This is a genomic window from Mesorhizobium sp. L103C119B0 (assembly GCF_000502235.1).
Classification (GTDB): domain Bacteria; phylum Pseudomonadota; class Alphaproteobacteria; order Rhizobiales; family Rhizobiaceae; genus Mesorhizobium.
Window position 1 is genome coordinate 24,268 of sequence record NZ_AYXE01000017.1, and the last position, 21,671, is coordinate 45,938.

The 21,671-nt window shown below is 63.8% G+C and carries 24 protein-coding genes and 1 pseudogene; 14 read left to right on the top strand and 11 right to left on the bottom strand.

The window, feature by feature from the left end; genetic code table 11:
* Nucleotides 1-104: 104 nt before the first annotated feature.
* Nucleotides 105-575 (bottom strand): tol-pal system-associated acyl-CoA thioesterase, encoded by a 471-nt coding sequence (gene ybgC, locus X728_RS142725; RefSeq protein ID WP_023700290.1) that lies wholly within the window; start codon nucleotides 573-575, stop codon nucleotides 105-107.
* A 65-nt stretch (nucleotides 576-640) separates the two neighbouring features.
* Here ybgC and X728_RS142720 point away from each other — a divergent pair, with 65 nt between their 5' ends.
* Nucleotides 641-1,891 carry a cellulase family glycosylhydrolase gene (locus tag X728_RS142720; RefSeq protein ID WP_023832592.1) on the top strand — a complete coding sequence of 417 codons (1,251 nt, stop codon included), beginning with the start codon at nucleotides 641-643 and terminating at the stop codon, nucleotides 1,889-1,891.
* A 146-nt stretch (nucleotides 1,892-2,037) separates the two neighbouring features.
* Here the strand turns inward: X728_RS142720 and X728_RS01000000167135 are convergent.
* The 6 genes and pseudogenes from X728_RS01000000167135 to X728_RS142695 form a co-directional block, all read right to left on the bottom strand.
* Nucleotides 2,038-2,939, bottom strand: a pseudogene (locus tag X728_RS01000000167135) (metallophosphoesterase).
* Nucleotides 2,940-3,075: 136 nt separating this feature from the next.
* Nucleotides 3,076-4,113 (bottom strand): Holliday junction branch migration DNA helicase RuvB, encoded by a 1,038-nt coding sequence (ruvB, locus tag X728_RS142715; RefSeq protein WP_023688958.1) that lies wholly within the window; start codon nucleotides 4,111-4,113, stop codon nucleotides 3,076-3,078.
* 43 nt (nucleotides 4,114-4,156) lie between these two features.
* On the bottom strand, nucleotides 4,157-4,777 hold the full coding sequence (gene ruvA / locus X728_RS142710; protein ID WP_023684176.1) for a Holliday junction branch migration protein RuvA: 621 nt from the start codon (nucleotides 4,775-4,777) through the stop codon (nucleotides 4,157-4,159).
* A 10-nt stretch (nucleotides 4,778-4,787) separates the two neighbouring features.
* Entirely contained in the window at nucleotides 4,788-5,294 is a 507-nt protein-coding gene (gene ruvC, locus X728_RS142705; RefSeq protein ID WP_023688957.1) for a crossover junction endodeoxyribonuclease RuvC, read from the bottom strand.
* Nucleotides 5,295-5,361: 67 nt separating this feature from the next.
* Entirely contained in the window at nucleotides 5,362-5,892 is a 531-nt protein-coding gene (locus tag X728_RS142700; protein ID WP_023688956.1) for a DUF1465 family protein, read from the bottom strand.
* A gap of 379 nt (nucleotides 5,893-6,271) precedes the next feature.
* Nucleotides 6,272-6,652, bottom strand: coding sequence for a hypothetical protein (locus X728_RS142695; protein ID WP_023668767.1), 381 nt, complete (start codon nucleotides 6,650-6,652; stop codon nucleotides 6,272-6,274).
* A 309-nt stretch (nucleotides 6,653-6,961) separates the two neighbouring features.
* On the opposite strand from X728_RS142695, the gene X728_RS142690 reads away from it, so the two are divergent.
* Entirely contained in the window at nucleotides 6,962-7,513 is a 552-nt protein-coding gene (locus X728_RS142690; protein ID WP_023832593.1) for a DUF2269 family protein, read from the top strand.
* 7 nt (nucleotides 7,514-7,520) lie between these two features.
* On the opposite strand, the gene X728_RS142685 is transcribed toward X728_RS142690, so the two are convergent.
* Nucleotides 7,521-8,291 carry a sulfite exporter TauE/SafE family protein gene (locus X728_RS142685; protein WP_023832594.1) on the bottom strand — a complete coding sequence of 257 codons (771 nt, stop codon included), beginning with the start codon at nucleotides 8,289-8,291 and terminating at the stop codon, nucleotides 7,521-7,523.
* 206 nt (nucleotides 8,292-8,497) lie between these two features.
* Here X728_RS142685 and X728_RS142680 point away from each other — a divergent pair, with 206 nt between their 5' ends.
* On the top strand, nucleotides 8,498-8,995 hold the full coding sequence (locus tag X728_RS142680; protein WP_023832595.1) for a GNAT family N-acetyltransferase: 498 nt from the start codon (nucleotides 8,498-8,500) through the stop codon (nucleotides 8,993-8,995).
* Here X728_RS142680 and X728_RS0135975 read toward each other — a convergent pair.
* Complete coding sequence (locus X728_RS0135975; RefSeq protein ID WP_023704892.1) at nucleotides 8,952-9,389, bottom strand: Lrp/AsnC family transcriptional regulator; 438 nt, start codon at nucleotides 9,387-9,389, stop codon at nucleotides 8,952-8,954. The genes X728_RS142680 and X728_RS0135975 overlap by 44 nt on opposite strands.
* 129 nt (nucleotides 9,390-9,518) lie before the next feature.
* Between X728_RS0135975 and X728_RS142675 the strand changes: the two genes are divergently transcribed.
* The 3 genes from X728_RS142675 (at nucleotide 9,519) to X728_RS142665 (ending at nucleotide 12,337) form a co-directional block, all read left to right on the top strand.
* A complete protein-coding gene (locus X728_RS142675; RefSeq protein WP_023832596.1) occupies nucleotides 9,519-10,436 on the top strand; it encodes a DMT family transporter in 918 nt (305 codons plus the stop codon).
* A gap of 142 nt (nucleotides 10,437-10,578) precedes the next feature.
* Nucleotides 10,579-11,226 carry a thiamine phosphate synthase gene (locus tag X728_RS142670; RefSeq protein WP_023832597.1) on the top strand — a complete coding sequence of 216 codons (648 nt, stop codon included), beginning with the start codon at nucleotides 10,579-10,581 and terminating at the stop codon, nucleotides 11,224-11,226.
* Between the two features lie 46 nt (nucleotides 11,227-11,272).
* Nucleotides 11,273-12,337 (top strand): tetratricopeptide repeat protein, encoded by a 1,065-nt coding sequence (locus tag X728_RS142665; RefSeq protein ID WP_196815102.1) that lies wholly within the window; start codon nucleotides 11,273-11,275, stop codon nucleotides 12,335-12,337.
* Between the two features lie 9 nt (nucleotides 12,338-12,346).
* Here X728_RS142665 and X728_RS142660 read toward each other — a convergent pair whose 3' ends face one another.
* On the bottom strand, nucleotides 12,347-13,363 hold the full coding sequence (locus X728_RS142660) for an NAD(P)-dependent alcohol dehydrogenase (protein WP_023832599.1): 1,017 nt from the start codon (nucleotides 13,361-13,363) through the stop codon (nucleotides 12,347-12,349).
* Nucleotides 13,364-13,464: 101 nt separating this feature from the next.
* Between X728_RS142660 and X728_RS142655 the strand changes: the two genes are divergently transcribed.
* The 7 genes from X728_RS142655 (at nucleotide 13,465) to X728_RS142625 (ending at nucleotide 19,588) form a co-directional block, all read left to right on the top strand.
* A complete protein-coding gene (locus X728_RS142655) occupies nucleotides 13,465-14,328 on the top strand; it encodes a LysR family transcriptional regulator (RefSeq protein ID WP_023716067.1) in 864 nt (287 codons plus the stop codon).
* Nucleotides 14,329-14,469: 141 nt separating this feature from the next.
* On the top strand, nucleotides 14,470-15,036 hold the full coding sequence (gene efp, locus X728_RS142650; RefSeq protein ID WP_023668757.1) for an elongation factor P: 567 nt from the start codon (nucleotides 14,470-14,472) through the stop codon (nucleotides 15,034-15,036).
* 22 nt (nucleotides 15,037-15,058) lie between these two features.
* A complete protein-coding gene (locus X728_RS142645; RefSeq protein ID WP_023684166.1) occupies nucleotides 15,059-15,859 on the top strand; it encodes an inositol monophosphatase family protein in 801 nt (266 codons plus the stop codon).
* 205 nt (nucleotides 15,860-16,064) lie between these two features.
* Nucleotides 16,065-16,685: a hemolysin III family protein gene (locus X728_RS142640; protein WP_023716066.1), complete on the top strand. Its 621-nt coding sequence runs from the start codon at nucleotides 16,065-16,067 to the stop codon at nucleotides 16,683-16,685.
* A 179-nt stretch (nucleotides 16,686-16,864) separates the two neighbouring features.
* Nucleotides 16,865-17,890 carry a MotA/TolQ/ExbB proton channel family protein gene (locus X728_RS142635; protein ID WP_023668754.1) on the top strand — a complete coding sequence of 342 codons (1,026 nt, stop codon included), beginning with the start codon at nucleotides 16,865-16,867 and terminating at the stop codon, nucleotides 17,888-17,890.
* 1 nt (nucleotide 17,891) lies between these two features.
* Entirely contained in the window at nucleotides 17,892-18,923 is a 1,032-nt protein-coding gene (locus X728_RS142630) for a peptidoglycan -binding protein (protein WP_023716065.1), read from the top strand.
* Between the two features lie 239 nt (nucleotides 18,924-19,162).
* Nucleotides 19,163-19,588: a hypothetical protein gene (locus X728_RS142625; protein WP_023832600.1), complete on the top strand. Its 426-nt coding sequence runs from the start codon at nucleotides 19,163-19,165 to the stop codon at nucleotides 19,586-19,588.
* A gap of 78 nt (nucleotides 19,589-19,666) precedes the next feature.
* On the opposite strand, the gene X728_RS142620 is transcribed toward X728_RS142625, so the two are convergent.
* A complete protein-coding gene (locus tag X728_RS142620; protein ID WP_023716063.1) occupies nucleotides 19,667-20,020 on the bottom strand; it encodes a DUF1304 domain-containing protein in 354 nt (117 codons plus the stop codon).
* Between the two features lie 153 nt (nucleotides 20,021-20,173).
* On the opposite strand from X728_RS142620, the gene X728_RS142615 reads away from it, so the two are divergent.
* Nucleotides 20,174-21,661 carry a carboxypeptidase M32 gene (locus X728_RS142615; RefSeq protein ID WP_023716062.1) on the top strand — a complete coding sequence of 496 codons (1,488 nt, stop codon included), beginning with the start codon at nucleotides 20,174-20,176 and terminating at the stop codon, nucleotides 21,659-21,661.
* The last annotated feature ends 10 nt before the right edge of the window (nucleotides 21,662-21,671 follow it).

Genomic DNA, 21,671 nt, shown 5'->3' on the forward strand with positions numbered 1-21,671 from the left:
ATATGGCGCGGCGCATTGCCGCGCCAAGGCACGACGCGGGCCATCCATCCACAATCGAATGCGCTGCCGATTGGCCGCTCGTTGCCGGCCGGCAGGCCTGGATATCAGCTTGCTCCTGGTAGAAAGGCCGCGATCCATTCTTTCGGAAAGCGCTTCGGCCGGCCGTTCTCGCCGATGATCGCCGCCTCGACCTTTGCTTCGACCAGAACCTCTGTCCCGCGTTTCAATTGCTGCGCCATGACGATGCGGGCGCCGGAAATATCCTGCGTTGATGTGTCGATGGTCAGGATGTCGTCCATGCGGGCAGGCGAGCGGAAATCTATCTCCATCCGCCGCACCACCCAGACGATCCGTTCGCCGTGCTTGCCTTCGTGAAGTTCTGTGTGGTGGACGCCCGCCAGCCTGAGATAGTCCGAGCGGCCGCGCTCGAAGAATTCGAGATAGCGCGCGTGGTAGACGACGCCGGAGAAGTCGGTGTCGGCATAGTAGACCCGCGCCATCAGCCGATGGCCGAATTCCGTCAAGGCTCCGGAAAGCCCGGCAGCAAGCGCCGCCGATTCACCATGATCGTCCATCGCGCTTTCCTTTTTGCCCCCGGCGGGGCACCTGTCTTGCCAAAATCACCAGCGCAGCAAACCGGATGGCACTGTTGACGGCGATGATCAAGACCGTGATGGCAGCGCTGCTGGTGCTGGCGGCGTCTGCGCTTCCCGGTCAGGCCGCTAGCTTTTCGATAAAGCGCGGCCTCAACCTCGACCAGTGGACGACCTGGGTCGGAGAAGACAAATGGAACGACCGACAAGCCATCCTGCCCTATCCGGAATGGCGCAAGTTACTCAACGAGGATGACCTCAAGGCGCTGAAGGCCGCCGGTCTCGACTTTCTGCGAATGCCGGTCGATCCCTCGCCGTTTATGTCTGATCAGACACTGGCGCTGCGCGACGACCTTTATGCCAGCGTGCGGGACTCGGCGCGCATGATCAACCGGGCCGGTCTGAAAGTGATCGTCGACATGCACCTGATCCCCGCCGGCGGCGGCCGCGAGATCGGCATGGGCCAGGTGATGGGCGATCCCGCAACCTTCGACGCCTATGTCGAGGTGATCCGCAAAATGGCGCGCGCGCTGGCCACCGAGGACCCGGCGCAGGTCGCTTTCGAGCCGATGAACGAGCCTATCGTCGACTGCGACAGCGATGGCACCAACCTGTGGCCGGAGCGTCAGCAAAAGCTGTTCGCGGCCGCGCGCGCCTCGGCCACCAGGCTGACGCTGATCCTGACCGGCGCCTGTTATTCCAATGCGGCTTCGCTGGTCAGGATCGACCCAAAGTCGATCCCCGACGACAACATCATCTGGACCTTCCACTCCTACGACCCGTTCCTGCTGACCCATCAGGGCGCGACCTGGGCCGGCGATTTCATCCCTTATGTCACCGGCCTGCCCTATCCGCTGACCGCGGTGCCGCGCGCCGAGCTCGATGCGACGCTGGATGCAATCCGCGCCAAGATAAAAGCCGAGGCGCCATGGACCAGACGGAACGGCCTGCTCGCCTATCTCGATGAACAAGTCGCCAGCATGGACACGGACGAAAAGCTGCTCGGCGTCATGGATGCGCCGTTCGAAAAGGTCGAGGCCTGGGCGAAGGCCAACGCCATCAAGCCGGAAAACATCACGCTGGGCGAGTTCGGCATGATCCGCCAGGAGTATGGCAACCCCTATGTGATGCCGCCCAAATACCGCGCGGCCTATGTCAAGGACATGATCGCGCGCGCCGAGGCGCATGGCTTCTCATGGTCGGTGTGGAGTTTTGGCGGCGCCTTCGGCATCGTCGATGCCTTCAACGGCGAAAAGGCCGAACCCGCCGTGATGGATGCAATCCGCTCGCTCCATTAGTCCTAGGGCATGTCGAGATTTCAGGTCAGGCCGAGTCGGAAATGAGGGGTTCCGAGAACCGGAAGGGAGCGGACTTTGGTCCGTGACTACCGGAAGCGCAGGAACACCTCATTTGCAGGCCGGCATCACCTGAATACCGGCATGCCCTAACCGAGGTCGATCTGCAGGATTTCCGGCCGCATGCCAAAGCGCACCGGCGCGATGCTGAAGCCGAGCCCGCCTGACACGATCAAATTGCGGTCATTCTCGACGACATGGCCATAGGCAAAGCGGTTGCCGAAGCGGGACGGCACCACCGGTGAATAGCCGAACAGCCTGACCTGCCCGCCATGTGTGTGGCCCGACAGCGTCAGCGAAACCCGCCACGGCACTTTCGGGAAAATGTCAGGCTCATGCGCAAGCAGGATGATCGGTGCCTGGTCGGTGATCTTGGCCAGCGTGCCGTCGAGATCGTCGAGGCCTTCAAATTTGTCGCGGCCGGCGGCCTTGTTCGGTAACAGGGCCAGCTGGTCGGCGAGTCCGGCGATCCAGAAGCCGTATCCATTCTTTTCCAGACGCACAGCGTCGTTCTCCAGAACCGAGATGCCGGCTTCCTCCAATGCCTTGCGCGCCACAGTCGGCCCCGCTCCGGCCTGCTGCGCGAAAGGATCGTGCCACCAGTCGTGATTGCCGAGGATCGACAGGACACCAAGCGGCGCCTTCAGTCCTGACAAGGCCGGCGCCCATTCATGGGCCTCCACCCGGTTCGTCACCAGGGACATGCCTGAGATATAGTCGCCGAGCAGTACGATCAGATCGGGCTGCAGCACGTTCGCACCTCGACGAGCGAAGCGATCCGCTCAGGCGTCATCCAGGGGCGGCAGGCGTGAATATCGGCAAGTGCTACAACGCGCAGCTTCAAGCCCGCCGGCCAATGCGGCGGCGTCAGCCGGTAGCGCTTCACATGGGTCAACAGCATCGGCTCGATGCCGACCGCATAGGCACTGAGCGACGCCAGCGAGAGGAACGAACCCCCGACGAATTTCAGGAACCCGCGTCTGGTGATCACTTTTCTGGCTCCGACGCTTGATCGGAGCAGTTCGCGCCGACACTACGACGCCCGATAGCATCCAGGAATGCGCCTTCACGCTGGCAGGCTTGAGGAAATTCTGCGCAGACAGCCCGTTCCGGAGGACAAATCTCCGTTACTCTTCCTGGAACAGGTTGATCTGCTGCTGCGCCAGATCCTTCGGTGCGTCGAGGCCGAGATGGCGCCAGGCATTGGCGGTCAGCACGCGGCCGCGTGGCGTGCGTTGGATGAAACCCTGCTGGATCAGATAGGGCTCGATAATGTCCTCGATGGCGTCGCGCGGCTCGGACAGGCCGGCGGCGATGGTTTCGATGCCGACCGGCCCACCACCGAAATTGCGCGCGATCATCGAGAGATAGCGGCGGTCGAGCGCGTCGAGGCCGAGCGCGTCGACCTCCAGCCGCGTCAGGGCTTCGTCGGCAACCTGCTTGTCGACGTGACCGTCGCCGGCAACGGAGGCGAAGTCGCGCACCCGGCGCAGCAGCCGGCCGGCGATGCGCGGCGTGCCGCGGGCGCGACGTGCGATCTCCAGCGCGCCATCGTCGCCAAGCGGCATTTGCAGGATGCGGGCGCCGCGCCGCACGATCTGCTCCAGTTCCTCGACAGAATAGAAATTGAGCCGCACCGGAATGCCGAAACGGTCGCGCAGCGGGTTGGTCAAAAGGCCGAGCCTGGTGGTGGCGGCGACGAGCGTGAAGCGGGCAAGATCGATCTTGACCGAGCGTGCCGCCGGACCTTCGCCGATGATCAGGTCGAGCTGGAAATCCTCCATCGCCGGATAGAGGATTTCCTCGACTGCCGGATTGAGCCGGTGGATCTCGTCGATGAACAGTACATCGCGGTCTTCCAGATTGGTGAGAAGTGCGGCGAGATCGCCGGCCTTGGCGATCACCGGACCGGAGGTCGAGCGGAAATTGACGCCGAGCTCGCGCGCCATGATCTGCGCCAGCGTTGTCTTGCCAAGCCCCGGCGGCCCGACGAACAGCACATGGTCAAGCGCCTCGCTGCGGCCCTTGGCGGCCTCGATGAAGACTTTGAGGTTGGCCCGCACCGCGGCCTGGCCGACGAAATCGGCGAGCGTCTGCGGCCGCAAGGTCTGCTCAGCATCCTCGCCGCGCTTTTCCGGGGCAATGAGGCGGGGTGAAAGGCTCATGCGGCCTTCCTCGCACAGGGCAAAGGACCGGACAAGCAATCACTCACCGCGCCAGTTCCTTCAGCCCGAAACGAATGAGCTTCGAGGCATCGGCGTCCTCGCCGGCCGTCTTCAGCGCCGCCGCGACAGCATTGGCTGCGGTGTCGCGCGAATAGCCGAGATTGACCAGCGCCGAGACGGCGTCGGTGATGGGCGCCGGCGCCACGCCTTCCCCGAGTTCCTGCTTCAGGCCGATGGCGCCGGAGGCGGTTCCGGCATAGGCCGGCGCCTTGTTCTTCAATTCGGTGACGATGCGCTCGGCCACCTTCTTGCCGACGCCGGGCGCGCGGCTGACCATGGCGATGTCGCGCAGCGCGATCGCATTGGCGAGGTCGGCCGGCGCCAGCGTCGACAGGATGGCCAGCGCCACCTTGGCGCCGACGCCTTGCACATTGCTCATCAACAGCCGGAACCATTCGCGCTCAAGCACCGATTGGAAACCGTAGAGCCGGATCATGTCCTCGCGCACATAGGTCTCGATGAACAGCACCACCGCCTCGCCGGGCGAAGGCAGCGCGGCCAGCGTGCGCGCCGAGCAATAGGCGACATAGCCTACGCCGTGCACATCGACGAGGCAGAAATCCTCGTCGATCTCGTCCAGCGTGCCTTTCAATTTGCCGATCATGCGTGATCCCTCATGCCAGCGCCATCCTGTAGGCGACGCTTTGCCGGTGATGCGCGTGGCAGATGGCGATAGCTAGCGCGTCGGCGGCATGTTCGGTGTCGAAAACGGCTTTCGGCAACAGCACCTTGACCATCATGTGGATTTGCTTCTTGTCGCCATGGCCAACGCCGATCACCGCCTTTTTGACGGCATTGGGGGCATATTCGGCGACGACAAGGCCGGCGAGCGCCGGCACCAGCATGGCTATGCCGCGCGCCTGGCCGAGCTTCAGTGTCGCCACCGCATCCTTGTTGACGAAGGTTTGCTCGACGGCCGCTTCCTGCGGCATGGCCGCATGCAGGATCTCGGCCAGCCCGTCATGCAATTGGCAGAGCCGTGTCGCCAGCGCCGCCTTGTCGTCGGAGCGTACAGTGCCGGAACTGATAAAGCGCAGCGAGTTGCCGAGGCTCTCGACGATGCCCCATCCGGTGCGCCTCAGCCCCGGATCGATACCGATAATGCGAATCGCTTCCCTCATGCGCGAAGTCTACCTCCGGCGCACAGCGATGTCAGGGAAATGTGAACAAACCGGAAACGGGAAGCGTTTAACCTCGAGCGAAAGCCGTATTCAGCAGCGTGATCTGGTCGGAAACCGGATTGGCGCGGCGGCCTGTTACCGGCGTCTCGGCAAACGCGCCGCCATAGATCTCTTCGTCCATGCGGCGCACCAGCGCCTGCAGGCGCAGCGAGCGGGTGACGAGGTCGAGGAAATCCTTCGGCAGTTCGCCCCAGCCGACCGCTTCGTCATGCGCCGAGGCGGTGTCGAGACGCACCTTGGATTTTTCCGAGGCGACCTGGTCGCGGGTCATCTCGCCGGAATTTGCCGCCCGCTGCAAAAGCAGCCAGGAGGCGACCTGCATCAGCCTTGTGGTCAGCCGCATCGATTCGGCCGCATAGAGCGTCGCCGCCAGTCTGGACAGCTTCTTGGCCTCGGCCCGGCCCTTGCCGTCGAGATATTCCGCTGCTTGCTCAACCAGGCCCATGCCTTCCTGGTAGAGCGGTTTGAAGGATTGGGAGAAAACCCGGCGTTCCGCCAGCTTGATGGTTTTCGCGCTGCCCTTCGAAGGCTCGTTCATCGATACGCCCCTGCACTGCCCCGTCGGCTGATTCGGCTTCATCGCCGTCACGCCGGCACCCTAGATGACTGAAAATGCGCTTCGCCGCCGGCGAAGGCAAGCACATGTTTAACAAACGGTTAACGCCTGCGCAGGGGCGCCAAGCGGACCAAAAGCAGACAAAAAAAGAGCCGCGGATAAGGCGGCTCTCAGGAGTTTAACAGGGAGGCGTCAAACGAAGTGGCTCCAACCACTCGGTAAGAATCCAGATCACTGGATGGACATAGTAAACACCTGTAAAGCTTAATGAACCCTTAACGGCGCGGATATTTCTTGATCGACCGCTGCCCTTCTGTGCCGTATCAGCACAACGGCCCCCGAAGCCTGATCGTCAGCTTGTTCATGCCTTCTTCCACACAGCCGGCAAGGAAATGAAGGCGAACAGCAGCATTGCCGCATAAAACCCCATCGAGGAGGAAGCCAGCACCGGCTCGATCTCCGGATGGCCGGCAAGTTCAAAGTAAAGCCCGATCATCAGTGCGATGCCGCAGATTGCCGTCAGCCAGAAATGCACGACGGCAATCGTCTTTTGCCCGACCGCTGGAAACAGGTGGTAGAAGAAGGCAAACACCGCCGACATCAGCCAGCCCGCCACCATGGTGTGCGCGTGGGTCGGCATCTGCCCATGGTCATTGGAGATCGCCATATGCAGGCCGAGCGCCATGCCGCACAGGGAATAGATGACGGCCAGGGTGAAGAAATTTCGTGCTACGCCTTGCATGGGATACCCTCGATGGTTGTTGCAGACTTGGTCCGACCGCGCGCGGCCAAAATGGAGCGTCGTCGCGAGCGGCTTAGTCCCCGCAGGTTTCAGGATCATGCCGCGAAACCAGCCAATGCCGACACGGCGTCCATCCGGCAAATGCCGGGTATTGTGCGGGCTGCGGTAAAATCCGGCGACGGCGCCACCGCAACAAGCCGGCACCCACGCGGCATCTTCTGGATACATGTACGGAGATAATCCGCCCTCCTTCGGAAGCAGACGCGCGAAAGCAGCGTTTACCCCCGGAACGATGCACAAGGAGCGGCAATGGACTGGTATTCTCTCTTCAAATTCCTGCATGTCATGGCAGCGATCCTCTGGCTCGGCGGCGGTTTCGCCATGCTGCTGGTTTCGATACTCGCCGATCGCGCCGGCGACGACGAGACGCTGATGGTCATGCTGAGAACGACGGACAAACTCGGCTTGCGTCTGTTCGTGCCGGCGTCCGTCGCGACCCTGGCTTCTGGCCTGGTGCTGACTTCGCTATGGACCGGCTTCTCCGACCTTTGGGTCGTCATCGGCCTTTGCGGCTACGCCGCCGCGTTTCTGACCGGTATCCTCGTGCTGAAGCCTTCGTTCGAAAAGCTTGCCACAATGCTTGCCGCAGACGGCATGACCCCGGCTGCCATAGCGTTTGGGCGCCGCATGATACGGATCGTCAAGTTCGATTTCGTCATCATGATCGTCGTCGTCGCCGACATGGTGCTGAAGCCGACCGCGCACGACATCGCCACTCTCGGCGCAATGGCGGTCGTGGTCATGGGTGGTGCATCGCTGACCTTTGCGAGCGCCCCGCGAACCAAACCGGCAGCCGCCTGAGCGGGATTTAGAGCAGGCCGGCGATCCCGTCCCAAAGCAGCTTGACCGCGACCACGGCCACGGTCGCGTAGGTGAAGGGATAAAAAATCTCCGGCCGCATGCGCCGCACCAGCGAGGCGCCGGCGATGGTGGCCAGCGGCGCCAGCGGCATCAGCACGGCCGACGCCGTCAGGTTGGCGGTGTCGAACTGGCCAAGCGCGAAGTAGGGGATCAGCTTCAGCGCGTTGGTGGCGGCAAAGAAGATCGCCGATGTCCCCGACAGCACCTTCGGATCGAGCCGGATCGGCAGCGCATAGACCTGGAAGGGGGGCCCGCCGACATGGGCGACGAAGCTGGTGAAGCCGGCGACGGTGCCCCAGAAGGCGGCGGCGATGCGGTTGGCCGCCGCCGCATGGTCGGAACCGTGGCGGAACTGGAGATAGAGCCAGCGCAGCACGAAGATCAGCGCGACAGCGCCGACGATCAGCCGCACCATCTCTTCGGTTACGAGCGCTGCCGTCAGCCAGCCGAGCCCAATGCCGATCACCGCGCCCGGCATCATGTCGACCAGCATCTTTCTGTCGTAGACGCCCCACCACGTCCACACCGAAACGATGTCCATCAGGCACAGGATCGGCAGCAGGATGGCCGCCGCCTGCACCGGCGGCATGGCCAGCGCCATCAAAGGCACGCCAACGAAGCCGACAGCGCCGCCGAAGCCGCCTTTCGACAGCCCGACAAGTATCACCGCCGGAATGGCGGCGGCATAAAACCACGGATCGGCGAGCAGACCTGACATGAACTGGAAAAGCTGGAGGGAAGACGGTTGCCCTGCAATAGCCCAGAAACCCTTGCGCCGCGACCGGGAAAATGCCGGCCGTGTCGATCAACTGTGCGTAAAGCGACGGTTCCGGATTTGCGGCAAGATCGTCGCCGATGCATAAGGGCGCCGTCCCCGCTGCATCAGGTTTTGGCCCCAGGTTTTTGACCCCCAGGTTTTTGACAATGAGCGAACCCCACATCCGCCGCGCCGAAGCGGCCGACCTGTCTGCCATCGTAGTCATGCTCGCCGACGATCCGCTTGGCCGCAGCCGCGAGGATGCGACCGAACCACTCGCCAAGGCCTATCGCGACGCCTTTGCCGCCATCGACGCCGACCCCAACCAGTTTCTTGCCGTGATGACGGATAGCGGCCGCGTCATCGGCACGTTGCAGATCAGCTATCTCGCCGGGCTGTCGCTGCAGGGCGCCTTGCGCGGCCAGATCGAGGCTGTGCGCGTCGTCGCAAACCGCCGCGGCGAACGGCTGGGACAGCGCCTGCTGGAATGGGCGGTCGAACAGTGCCGTGAACGCGGCTGCAAGATTGTCCAGCTGACCACCAACAAGAGCCGCCAGGACGCGCATCGCTTCTATGACCGGCTCGGCTTCAAGGCCAGCCACATCGGCTACAAGCTGGAGCTTAATTCAGTGGCGGCGGACGGCGCCGGATCGGCTGCGCCTTGATGATGGCGGTGCTGGTCTCCGCCTTGTCGGCGATGCGGTCGAGAAGCTTGTCGAGCTCGCCGATGGAGCGTACGTAGAGCCGGGCCACGAAACAGTCGTCGCCGGTGACCTTGTCGCATTCGCCGAATTCCGGGATCTCCTCGATCAGCTTCTGGACAATATGCAGCTTGCCCGGCAGTGGCCGCACCCGCACGATCGCCTGCAACGGAAACCCCAGCGCCTCCGGGTCGATCTCGATGGTGAAGGCGCGGATGACGCCGCGTTCCTCGAGCCGCCGCAGCCGTTCCGAGACGCTCGGCGACGACAGCCCGACCTGCTGCGCCAGATCCTTCAACGAAGTCCGCGAATCCAGGATCAGGATGTCGAGAAGCTTTCTGTCCAACTCGTCCAGCATTTTCATCTCCTCGCAAAAGGGCAGCGCGCGCCTTATTAAATAAGGTCCTGCCCCCCTATCACCTTTCATAGGGTATATAAACCCTCAAGACGGCATGAGATTATGGCCTCAACAGATAGAGGTATTGTCATGGACAACACGGTACGCGGCACGATCGAGATGACGGCGGCGATGACAATCGTCGGCACGATCGGCTGGTTTGTCGTCATGTCGGGCCAGCCCGTCATGGACGTGGTGTTCTGGCGCTGCGCTTTCGGAGCGGTGGCGCTGCTGATCACCTGCGCGGCACTCGGGCTGCTGCGCGGCAGGCTGACGCTGCGCATTGTTGCCATCGCCGCTCTTGGCGGCGCGGCTATCGTCATCAACTGGCTGTTGCTGTTCAGCGCCTTCTCCCGCGCCTCGATCTCGATTGCCACGGCGGTCTACAACACGCAGCCCTTCATGCTGGTCGGCTTCGGTGCGCTGTTCTTCGGCGAGCGGCTGACCGTGGCCAAGCTGACCTGGCTCGGCATCGCCTTCGCCGGCATGCTGCTGATCGTGCAGACAGGGCCCGATGCGGGTGTCGGTTCCGGCATAACCGGCACAGATTATGTCATCGGCATCGTCATGGCGCTCGGAGCGGCCTTCTTCTGGGCTGTCGCGGCAATCGTCGCCAAGAAGCTCAAGGGCACCCCGCCGCATCTGATCGCGCTGATCCAGGTCTGCGTCGGCGTCGTCATGCTGGCGCCCTTCGCCAACCTCTCGCATTTGCCCGCCGATGCCTGGAGCTGGGCCATGCTGGCCACGCTTGGCGTCGTTCACACCGGCCTGGTGTACATATTGATGTACGCCGCCATCCAGAAACTGCCGACGCATCTGCAGGGGTCGCTGTCCTTCATCTATCCTGTCGTTGCGATCCTGGTCGATGTGATGGCCTTCGGCCACCGGCTGCATCCGGCCCAGCTCGTTGGCGCAGCCGCCATCCTGATCGCCGCCGCCGGCATGAATCTCGGCTGGACTTTGTGGAGGGCCAAATCGCCGGCCGAAAGCCCGCAAGCCGTCAAATGAGCCGCAGAGCGTCTGCTCGCCGGCGATCGTAAACCAAAGCCAGCGCATCGTTCCCCGCCCGCCTGTTCAAGGCGGGCGCTTTGTTCTATGCCGCAATGCAACCATCTTCGCCCGGCATAGGCGAAACCCGGGATCGAAAGCCATGAACGACGCAACACCCCCCAACCGCTGCCGCATCGTGCTGATCGCACCCAAGGACGCTCCGGCCGAGCGTATTGCGACTGCCTTCGACGGCGGTGATATCGCTTCGCTGATCCTGCCTGAGAACGGCATGGACGAGGCTGCCTTCCAGGCCTTTGCGGAACAGATCGTACCGGCGGCGCAAGCGGCCGGCATCGCCGTCATCATTGCCGGCGACACCCGCATTGCCGGCCGTGTCCAGGCCGACGGCATTCATGTCGAGGTTTCCAAGGACGCGCTGGCCGAGACCATCGAGCACTTCCAGGGCAAGATGATGGTCGGCGCCGGTGGCGCCAAGACGCGCGACGACGCGCTGGAACTCGGCGAAACCAGGCCCGACTACATCTTCTTCGGCCGCTTCGGCTACGACAACAAGCCGGAACCGCATCCGCGCAACCTGTCGCTTGGGCAATGGTGGGCGGACGTGATCGAGATCCCTTGCGTCGTCATGGCCGGTTCCGCCATCGCTTCGGTAGAAGCGGTGGCCGCCACTGGCGCCGAGTTCGTGGCCGTCTCAAGCGCTGTCTTCGCCGAAGGCGCCGATCCGAAGGCGGCGATTGCTGCCGCCAATGCGCTGCTCGACCAAACCGCGCCGCGCTTCGAGGGCTGACGTGCGCCGACCTGGACTTCCTCTCGCGATTCTCGTCGCAGCCTTGATGAGCGGGGCAGCGATCGCGGCGGAGACCGTTCCGCTGCCGCAGCCGAGGCCGGACACCAGCCCGCCCGCCCTCAGCGTGCCGGATGCGGTCGCCCCCGATGCGGGTGCCCCAAAAGCCGGTGCCACGGATTCCGGCGTCCATATCGACAAGCCGATCGACACCCCGCTGCCGCAGCCCGCGACAACCGCGCCGCTGCCGTCGGCCGACGCCATCAACCCCGAACGTTTCGGCGCCAAGCCGGCGGACCCCGCCTATGGCGCTTTCCAGCGCGGCCTTTACAAGACGGCCTACAATCTGGCGTTGGTGCGGGCTCAGAATGGCGACCCGGCGGCGCAAACGCTGGTGGCCGAGATCCTATCGCGCGGGTTGGGCGTGCCGCTCAACCCAGCGGAAGCCGCCAAATGGTATGCGCAGGCCGCCGAGCAGGGGATTCCTGAATCGCAGTTCCAGTATGCGCTGATGCTGCTCGACGGCCGCTACGTCAAGAAGGACGAAAAGGGAGCCTACGCGCTGATGCAGGCCGCCGCCGAGGCCGGCAACCGGCTGGCGCAGTTCAACTTCGCGCAAATGCTCGTGCAGCAGGATCCTGGCGATGCCGGCATCGCCCGGGCTGTGCCCTATTATGAGCGTGCCGCGGCGACAGGGCTTGCCGACGCCCAGTATGCGATGGCGCAGGTTTATGCCAATGGCGTCGGCGGCAAAACCCGCGACGATGGAAAGGCCCGCAGCTTGCTAGCACAGGCTGCCAGGCAGAACTACGACACCGCGCAGATCGATCTTGCCGCCTGGATGATCGAGGGCCGGGGCGGTGTTCGCGACCTGAAATCCGGCTTCAACTGGATGAAGCAGGCAGCTGAAGGCGGCAATGTCGCTGCCCAGAACCGGTTGGCAAAGCTCTATATGGGCGGCATCGGAACTGACCCCGACCTGATCCTGGCCGGGGCCTGGTATGTGGTCGCCCGCCGCGCCGGCCTTATCGATCCGGAGATGGACGATTTCCTGCAAGGGCTGACCGACGATCAGACAAAGCAAGCCTTGCAGAAGGCCAACCGCCTGCCCTGACACGCAACGTCACTGTGTATGATCCAGCACGACCTTGCCGAAGGGAGAGCCGTGTTCGAGATGGCGAAAGGCCTGCGCTGCCTCTGCCCATGGGAAGACCCGGTCGATCACCGGCCGCAGCCGATTGACGGCGAGCGCCCGGTTCATCGCTTCGAAGGACTCGCGCGAGCCGACCGGTATGCCGCGTGCTTTCACCTGGCGTCGGAAGATGTCGAGCGGATTGATCACCCCTTCGCTGCCGCCGAGATAACCGATGACGTTGATCTGGGCGCCGCGCGCCGACGCCTTGAGCGAATGCGCGAAACTCTGGGGACCACCGACTTCGATGATGTGGTCCGCGCCACGGCCATCGGTCAGCGCCAGCACGGCCGACGACCAGTCCGGATTGTTGCGGTAGTTGATGCCGTGATGCGCGCCGAGCTCTTTGGCCCGGACAAGTTTCTCATCGCTACTCGACGTAACGACGACCCGCGCGCCGGCCGCCTTCGCGAACTGCATGGCAAACAGCGATACGCCGCCCGTGCCGAGGCTGAGCACGGTCTCGCCCGGCTTGAGGTTGCCTTCCGTAAACAAGGCATGCCAAGCGGTGACGGCGGCGCAGGGTAACGTCGCCGCCTCTACGTCGCTGAGATGCGCCGGCGCGATGACAGCCGCCTGTTCGTCCAGCCGGGCGAATTCGCTCAGCAAACCGTCGATGGGGCCACCGCGCTGGTATGAGGGTTCGGCCATGGCGAAGCTGCCGCCGACCCATCGCTGCCAGAACGTGCCGCAGACCCGGTCGCCGACCTTGAAGCGGCTGACCTCGGAGCCAACCGCAACGACCTCGCCGACGCCGTCGGAAAGCGGCACCAGCGGCAAGGGGAATGTCGTGTGATAGCTGCCGCGCGCGATCTCGACATCGCGGTAGTTGAGCGCCGTCGCCTTGACGCGGACGATCATCTCCTGACGGCCGGGCTCCGGCATTGGCCGTTCGACCATCTTGAGATTGTCGATGCCGCCCGGCTTCTGCAGTTCGATTGCCTTCATTGTCGTCGTCCTTTCGTTTGAAAGGAAAATTGCTTGCCAGGCGATGGATTTCAAATTCATAATGTTCAGAATGATTATGCTTACGAGACATGGTTCTAGCTATGCTTGAGGAATTGCGCACGCTCGCCCTGTTTGCCGAGGAGGGCTCGATCCAGAAGGTCGCCCGGCGCCTGCCGCTGACGCAGCCGGCTGTGACCCGGCAAATCCAGCGGCTGGAGGACATGCTTGGCACGACGCTGCTCGACCGCCGGCAAAAGCCGCCGCGACTGACGCCGACGGGGCTGGAAGTGCTGGCGCGCGGACGCGATATCATCGCTTCCGTAGAAGCGCTGAAATCCTTCGCCGGAAAGACCGAGCCGGAAGGACTGTTCCGCCTGGGTCTCGCCCATGGCCTCTCGGACCGCGACATAGCGGGGGCCATCGCCAACGCCGCGGCGGCGTTCCCGAAAGTGTCGCTACGGCTCAAGACCGGCTGGAGCGCCGAACTGATCGATCAATTCGAACGCGGCGAGCTCGATGTGACGATTGTTCTGCGATCGTCGGACAAGCCAGGTCCGGAAGCGCTTGGCACTGAACGTCTTGGCGTCATAGCTGCGTCCACCGTCGCCGATCCGGAAGACGGTGGCCGGACACCCATGCCGTGGGTGCTTAGTCCGGCACCTTGCGACGCGCGCCAGAAGCTCACGTCCGTTCTGGTCGGCGGAAGGCGTCATTTCGAGATCGCGGCGGAGATACAGGATCCGGCCTTGCAGATGGAATGGGTCCGTCGGGGGCACGGCCTTGGGCTAATGCCGTTGCGTCTTGCAAGGCGCCGACTTCCCGACGGCCTCATGCTCGTCAACACGGAAGATGTCGACCTTTCCTTACAGGTCGCCGCACTTCGCTCGCCTCATCTCAACCGGCTGACTGAGGCTGCGGATGCCATCGTCGAGGCCGTCGGCAAAGTCATTGCAGCCCAGGTTTGAGGCTACCAGCCGCTGTCGGGCGATCTGGCATCCCTTGCCTCTCCTGCCGATTTGTGGTCTTGGGGGCCCGAAATCGCTTGTCCAGCGACCATCCCCATACCAACGGCCAAGCCGTTGGTAGCATCCCGGATCAATCTCATCATGGCCAAGATCAATGGCAACGAAATCCGTCCCGGCTATGTCATCGAACACGATGGCGGCCTCTGGGTGGCGGTCAGGACCAACACCGTCAAGCCCGGCAAGGGCGGCGCGTACAACCAGGTCGAACTGAAGAACCTGATCAACGGCACCAAGCTCAACGAGCGCTTCCGCTCGGCGGAGACCGTCGAGCAGATCCGGCTCGATCTGAAGGATTTTTCCTTCCTCTACGCCCAGGACGACGCGCTGGTGTTCATGGACACGCAGAGCTACGAGCAACTCGAGCTGGCGAAGGATTTCGTCGGCGACCGCGCCGCCTTCCTGCAGGACGGCATGATGGTGACGGTCCAGCTCTATGAGGACAGGCCGATCGGCATTTCGCTGCCCGACCAGGTGACGCTGACCATCACCGAGGCCGACCCGGTGGTGAAGGGCCAGACGGCCGCGTCCTCGTACAAGCCGGCGGTGCTGGAAAACGGCATCCGCGTGCTGGTGCCGCCATTCATCGGCGCCGGCGAACGCATCGTCGTCGACACCAACGAACTCACCTACATGCGCCGCGCAGACTGACGCGTAGGCAGGAACAGATACGATGGCACGCTCCGCACTTCTCAATGTCATGGTCCAGGCCGCCATGAAGGCCGGCCGCTCGCTGTCGCGCGACTTCGGCGAGGTGCAGAACCTGCAGGTGTCGATGAAGGGACCGGGCGACTATGTCAGCCAAGCCGACCGCAAGGCCGAGGACATTCTGTTTGCCGAACTGTCGAAGGCACGGCCGGGCTATGCCTTCCTGATGGAAGAGCGCGGCATGATCGCAGGGGACGACGACCAGCACCGTTGGATCGTCGACCCGCTCGACGGCACCACCAATTTCCTGCACGGCATTCCGATCTTTTCCATCTCGATCGCGCTGGAGCGACAGGGCCAGTTGGTCGCCGCTGTCATCTACAATCCGGCAATGGATGAGCTCTACACCGCCGAGCGCGGCGGCGGCGCCTTCATGAACGATCGCCGGCTGCGCGTTGCCGGCCGCAGCAAGCTCACCGACTGCGTCATCGGCTGCGGCGTGCCGCATCTCGGCCGCGGCCAGCACGGCAATTTCCTCGTCGAGTTGCGCAATGTGATGGCCGAGGTCTCGGGCGTGCGCCGCCTGGGTTCCGCCGCGCTCGATCTCGCTTATGTCGCCGCCGGCCGCATGGACGGCTTTTGGGAAACCGGCCTTTCGGCCTGGGACATTGCCGCCGGCCTGCTGCTGATCCGCGAGGCCGGTGGCTTCGTCTCCGACATGGATGGCGGCCAGGATATGCTCGAGGCGGGTTCGCTCGTCGCCGGCAACGAGGTCATCCAGCGCGCGCTGCTCAAGGCGGTGAAGAAGCCGCTTTCGGCGCGCTGATCACTTGGCATGCCGGCGCGGCGTGCTGAAGCGCCGCAGTCGCAAAACCGCAATCAAAGCTTGAAATACTGCCCGGCGGCCGCCCAGATAAGGGGACGCAGGATCTTTTATGACGAGCATACCTTCACTATCCTCGCGAGAGGCGCAGCCAGACCAGCCAATTGAAATCCCTTTTGTCGGGCGTTGGCACTACTCGCGTGCGGAGATGATCGCCGATGGCATCGTCCATGCGGTCGGCATCGTGCTGGCGATAGCAGCCGGCTCGGCCTTGCTGGCGCTGGCCGCCTTCCATGCCGGTCCCGGCGAATACATCGCCGCCGCCTTCTTCGTGGTGTCGCTGCTGACTGTGCTGTTGATTTCGCTGACCTACAATCTGTGGCCGGTGACGTCGCCGGCGAAGTGGATCTTGCGGCGCTTCGATCATGCGGCGATCTACCTCCTGATCGCCGCGACCTACACGCCCTTTCTGGCCCAGCTCGACGGCTCGCCGCTGGCGCTGCCGATGATTGTCCTTGTCTGGACCGCTGCTTTGACCGGCATTGCCATGAAAGTGTTCCTGCCCGGCCGCTTTGATCGTCTGGCCATTGTCTTCTATCTCGCCATCGGCTGGAGCGGCGTCGTCCTGGTCAAGCCGCTGGTGGCGACGTTGCCGACGACTTCGATCGCGCTGATTGTCGCCGGCGGCGTCGTGTACTCCTGCGGCGTCATCTTCTTCGCCTGGAAACGCCTGCGCTTCCACAATGCCCTCTGGCACGGCTTTGTCGTCACCGGCGCCGGGCTGCATCTTGCCGCCATGGTCGACTGCCTGGTCGTCAACCGCCTCTGAACGGCGTGGTGCGGCCCGACAGTCGGGCAATATTGCCAAGCGCCATTCAATTTGGTCACAATTCCGTTTAGAGTCGCGAATTACGTGATCGGCGGCAATGGAGCGGTTCCAGGGAAGTATGAGCGGCTTCCCGTTCGGAATTGCGTCAAGGCAAATAGAGCATCGGAAACGGGGCACGGATGGCTTTTCTCAGATCCTTCGGCGTGGGCAGGCGTTCTGATGTCCTGATGTACGATCCGCACAAACTGTCGAGCCCGCAGGTCTTCCTCCTGACCATGGTCATCTTCCTGGTCATCGTCGCCTTCATCGCCGCCATCCTCACCCGCCAGATCTCGACCGCTTTCGGGAGCAATCCCGGCCTCAATGGCCTCATCGTCGGCGTCCTTGTGGTCGGCATCCTGCTCGCCTTCGCCCAGGTCGGACGACTGTTTCGCGAAGTGCGCTGGGTCAATTCCTTCCGCGCCGGTTCCGAAACCACCGAGCCGGTGCTGCTGGCGCCGATGAAGGCGATGATCGGCCGCTCCTCGACGGTCGCCTTCTCGACGTCTTCGATGCGCACCATGCTGGATTCGATCGCCACCCGCCTCGACGAAAGCCGCGACACCTCGCGCTATCTCGTCGGGTTGCTGGTGTTCCTCGGTCTGCTCGGCACCTTCTGGGGCCTGCTCAACACCATCGGCTCGATCCGCGAAACCATCGAATCGCTCGATCCCGGCACCGGCGACGCCGCCGCCGTGCTCGATTCGCTGAAGCAGGGGCTGTCGGCGCCGCTGGCCGGCATGGGCACGGCCTTTTCGTCCTCGCTGTTCGGTCTTTCCGGGTCGCTGGTGCTAGGCTTCCTCGACCTGCAGGCCGGCCGCGCCCAGACCCGATTCTATACCGAGCTTGAAAACTGGCTGTCCTCGGTCACCGATCTCTCCTCCGACATCGCCGTCGCCGACCCGGCCAAGACTGAATCCTCCGACGAGATCCGGGTCCTGTCGGAACGGCTGCGCAGCATGCAGGAAAGCGGCGGCGGCTCCAATCCGCGCGTCGCCACCGCCATGGCCAATCTCGCCGACGGCATTTCCGGCCTGGTCAAGAACATGCGCTCCGAGCAGCAGATCATGCGCGACTGGGTCGAGGCCCAGTCGGACGAGCAGAAGGCGATGCGCAACACGCTGGAAAAGATCGCCGACGCGCTAAAGAAACCCGGGGTCCACTAGCATGGCTCTCGCCAGGGGCCGGCGCACCGATCGCCGGATCGACTATTGGCCGGGCTTCGTCGACGCGCTGTCGACGCTGCTGCTCGCCATCATGTTCCTGCTTACCGTTTTCGTGCTGGCGCAGTTCCTGCTCGGCCGCGAACTCTCCGGCAAGGATACGGCGCTCACGCGCCTCAACTCGCAGATCAACGAACTGACGCAGCTGCTGGCGCTGGAGCGCTCGACCGCGCAGGACAAGGACGATTCGCTGGCCAATCTGCAGGCGTCGCTGTCGGCGGCGGAAGCAGAAAGGAGCCGGCTCGAGCAGTTGCTGGCGCAAGGCGCCGGCGCCGGCGACGCCGCCAACCAGCGCGCCGCGGAGCTCGGCGGCGAACTCGACAGCCAGCGCCAGATCAGCCAGCAGGCGCTGAGCCAGGTCGAGATCCTGAACCAGCAGATCGCGGCACTGCGCAAGCAGATCGGCGCGCTCGAGGACGCCCTCAACGTGTCCGAAACGCGCGACCGCGATTCCAACACCAAGATCGCCGATCTCGGCCGTCGGCTCAACGTCGCGCTGGCGCAGCGCGTGCAGGAACTGAACCGGTACCGCTCCGACTTCTTCGGCCGCCTGCGCGAAATCCTCGCCGATCGCGAGAACATCCGCATCGTCGGCGACCGCTTCGTCTTCCAGTCGGAAGTTCTGTTCCCGACCGGCTCCGAAGTGATCAACGATGCCGGCAAGGTCGAGATGAAGAAGCTCGCCGACGCCATCATCGAGTTGCAAAAGGAAATCCCGCCCGAGATCAACTGGGTGCTGCGCGTCGACGGCCACACCGACAACAAGCCGCTGTCCGGCGCCGGCCGCTATCGCGACAATTGGGAATTGTCGACGGCGCGTTCGACCTCGGTGGTCAAGTTCCTGATCGAGAACGGCGTGCCCGCCAACCGGCTGGTTGCGGCCGGCTTCGGCGAATTCCAGCCGCTCGACCCCGCCGACACCGAAGACGCCCGCAACAAGAACCGACGCATTGAACTGAAGCTCACCGAACGGTGATTTTCAGTCACGCGAAATTGTTTGCCAGCTCAACTCTAGGGCGAAACGCCAGGCCGGCAAGGCCTGAAAACATTATCTTTCTTTAATTACACTTCGCGTTTCCGGGCTCCTACTTTGACGCGCAGGGCCGAGAACCGCCGGCGATGCCTCCCATCGCGACGCGACGGAACCGGACGGCCCGCTTCCGGAAGGCGGAGCGAAAGCGCTTGCCCCTTCCATAGCAGGAGGAGACGCACATCATGCGCTCTTTGAAGACTCTCAGGACCGCAACCCTCACGACACTTCTGATCACTGTTCCACTCGCCGGCGCCTATGCCGCCGGACATCACAAGGGCGCCCTCGACGCCAGCGACCGGACCGACATGACCGGTCCGCGCGTGACCGGCCTGATCGAGCAGGTGCGGGGCGTCGAACAGGGCATCACGGATGCGCGCGAGACGAAGGGCATCTCGACCTCGGAAGCGCAGTGGCTGCATCTGCGTGCTGCGCATATCGGCCAGGCCGCCGAACGGGTCGCCGCTTCGGACCATGGCCGGATCCCGGCCGCGCAATATCACGATCTGCTGCGCCGCCTCGACAATGTCGATCAGAGGCTGATGTCCGACACCGGCAGCGGCTTCATGATCGGTGATGGCTCCGACGGCGGAAATTATCCGAACGGCTGAGATCCGCTCTGATATCTCCAGGAATGAGGAAGGGACTGTCTGACGCCCCCGGATCTGGCTCCGAGGGCGTCTTTTTTGTCACCAGCCCAGCCACAGCGCAGCGAGGGCCAGCACCGCCGGCACGGTCTGAATATAGAGGATCTTCCGGCTGGCAGTCGCCGCGCCATAGAGGCCGGCGACGGCGATGCAAAGCAGGAAGAACACCTTGATCTGGAATCCGGCTGCGCCGAGATAGAGGCCCCAGATCAGCCCGGCGGCAAGGAAGCCGTTGTAGAGCCCCTGATGGGCGGCGAGCACCTTCGATGCGCTGGCGAAGTCCGGCTTGAGGTTGAACGCCCTGTGCCCGCGCGGTGTGTCCCACGCCACCATCTCCAGATAGACGATGTAGAGGTGGATCAGGGCCACCAGCCCGACCAGGATATTGCCGATCATCTTAGTCTCCCCTGCATGGCGGTGTTCCACCGCCAGCCAGCATTCCACGCACAAGCTCATCGGCGCAAGCTGCATCGGCGAAAGCCACCTTTGAGGGTTGCCAATCCTGGCGCGTTGGTATCTTTTCCCGCGGTCCAAAACGCGGAACCTGCCATGTCTTTTCAGAAGCTCGATGATCTCGGCCACAAGCTCGAAGCGCTGGAACATGCGCTCGCTATCCTCGGCGCCGACGAGGCGACCCACATGGCCGTCGGCGGCGGCGAGAAGCGCGCCGAAGCCATGTCGTCCCTGGCCGGGATGCTGCATATCAGGGCTACCGCGCCGGAGATCGCCGACTGGCTCGCCGCCGCCGAACAGGAGGCGCTGAACGAGGAGCAGCAGGCGGCGGTCCGCGAACTGCGTCGCCAATACACCAACCTGACCTGCCTGCCGGTCGAATTCGTCGAGCGCCAGACGGTGGCGCGTATGCGCTCCGAGCAGCTCTGGCGCGCCCTGCGCGCCAAGAATGACTGGGCAGGCTTCCTGCCGGCGCTCGAAGGTGTCATCGCGCTGGTGCGCGAGGAAGCCGCTTTGCGCGCCGACGCGCTCGGCCTCGATCCCTACGACGCACTGATGGAGCAATACGATCCTGGCAACCGCGCCGCCGACATCACGCCGGTCTTCACCGAGCTGAAGACATTCCTGAAGGGCTTCGTGCCGGAAGCCCTGGCCGCGCAGGAAGCGCGCCTGGCCAGGCATCCCGTGAAGCCGCTCTCCGGCAGCTATGCGATCGACCGGCAGCGCGAGCTTGGTCTCGCCATGATGGCTTCGGTCGGCTTCGACCTCACCCACGGTTCTCTGTCCGTATCGCACCATCCCTTCTGCGGCGGCGTGCCGAGCGACGTGCGCATCACCACCCGCTACAAAACGTCCGACTTCCTGTCGGCCTTGATGGGCGTGCTGCACGAGACCGGCCATGCGCTCTACGAGCAGAACCTGCCGAAGGCCTGGGCGCACTGGCCGCTCGGCAAGGCGCGCGGCATGGCGGTGCATGAAAGCCAGAGCCTGTTCGTCGAGAAACAGGTCGGCCGCAACCCCGAATTCTGGCGCTGGGCGCTGCCCGTGGTCGAAAAGCATCTCGGCGAAGCCTGGTCGCTCGACGACATCCTGCCGCATGTGCACCGGGTCGAGCGCGGCCTGATCCGCGTTGACGCGGACGAGGTAACCTACCCGCTGCATGTCATCCTGCGCTACGAGTTGGAGCAGGAGCTGGTCTCGGGGCGGCTGCAGGCGGCCGACCTGCCCGAAGCGTGGGACGCCAAGATGCGGGAGTATCTTGGCCTTTCGACCATCGACAACCCAGCCGACGGACCGATGCAGGACGTGCATTGGCCGGGCGCCGCCTTCGGCTATTTCCCGTCCTATACGCTGGGCGCCATGATGGCGGCGCAGCAATGGGCTGCGCTGACGCGCGACCATCCTTCAGCCGACAGCGATCTCGCCAGGGGCAATTTCGCCGCCATCAATGACTGGCGCCGCGACAAGATCTGGTCGCAGGGATCGCGCTGGTCGACGCCCGAACTGCTTGAGCGCGCCACCGGCGAGAAACTGAATGCCGCGCATTTCACCGAGCATCTCCGCAAGCGGTATGGTCCCGCCTGATTGCGGGTTG